This window comes from Litorimonas sp. (assembly GCA_029936425.1).
Lineage (GTDB): Bacteria > Pseudomonadota > Alphaproteobacteria > Caulobacterales > Maricaulaceae > Litorimonas.
Genome location: JAPYSU010000177.1, coordinates 1 through 1036, shown reverse-complemented (window position 1 = coordinate 1036; position 1036 = coordinate 1). Strand labels below are relative to the sequence as shown.

The following is a 1036-nucleotide window of genomic DNA, read 5'->3' as shown; positions in this document are numbered from 1 at the left end:
ACTGATGGTACCCCTGAGTCATGTCTGCTTTAAAGAAATATTTTGCTTTTGCTGGGATCGATTTCATCACCTCGTCCCTGCTGGGGAATGGGTGAATTGGGCGGCTGAGTGACTTGTTCAGGTTTCGGAAATCGCACACAAATCTGAGTCTTCCAATTTCGCTCTTCTCCACAAAGTGTGCTGGACTTAGCCACTCTGTGTTCTCGTTTGGTGACAACTTCCTGATAGTCCCATTCTCAAGCATAGTCTGGACCATTCTGTCAGCCTCCCGCTGCCATGCAAGTGGCGTCTGTCTTGCTCTTGTGGTTTTGTATGGTTTTGCGTTATTCTTCATTTCTAAATGTATTGGTTCAAAGGCTATCTGATCATAGAAGTCAAGTTCATCTTTAAACACATCCGGAAATTCATCAATCACGTCCTTCAAATATTTTGGAAGATTCTCGTCTTTCTCTTTTTCTTCCATTTTATTAACTTCACTCATCCAGTTAATCACCCTTGGATACTCAGGGTGAAGAATACCCAACAGCTTCAGGTCGTCTTTGCCTACTATTAAACTGTCTGATATTGAACTGCTCACCAATACGCGGCATCTTCTCTGTCTGCCGCCTTCACACCTTATGAAACAAAAGCTTTCTCCCGTCACATTCATTGGTTCCCCAGATGCATTGAACAACCTTGATTCTGTCTCACTTATTGCCAAATGAAGCATTTTCGCTGTTTTCTCTGACATTACAGAAGTATTCGCGCCAGAATCTGGAAAAGCTCTGTGTTCTGTTTCGTCTTTTGTTCCACTGTGTTTAGATAACATGCAGTCCATGTTTTCTGAATCATCACTTTTCCCGTCTATCAGCGAGCATGAATATGTCATCTTTGACGCCCTGTATCTGTCGTGGGGTGGGTCGGCGGCCTGGTGCTCCTCTTCACTGGCCTCTTCACTGGCCTCCCCCTCCTCCTCCTTGACATCAACATCAGTCTCTACGTCATCGATCTCTTGCCCCGCCGCGGACTGGATCAAAATCCTCAACATTCCGTTTGT

The 1036-nt window shown here is 45.1% G+C and carries 1 protein-coding gene; it reads right to left on the bottom strand.

Annotated elements, in window-relative coordinates:
* A partial coding sequence (locus ACN0IC_RS15820) for a hypothetical protein (protein ID WP_416879700.1) occupies positions 1 to 1036 on the bottom strand: 1036 nt, incomplete at both ends.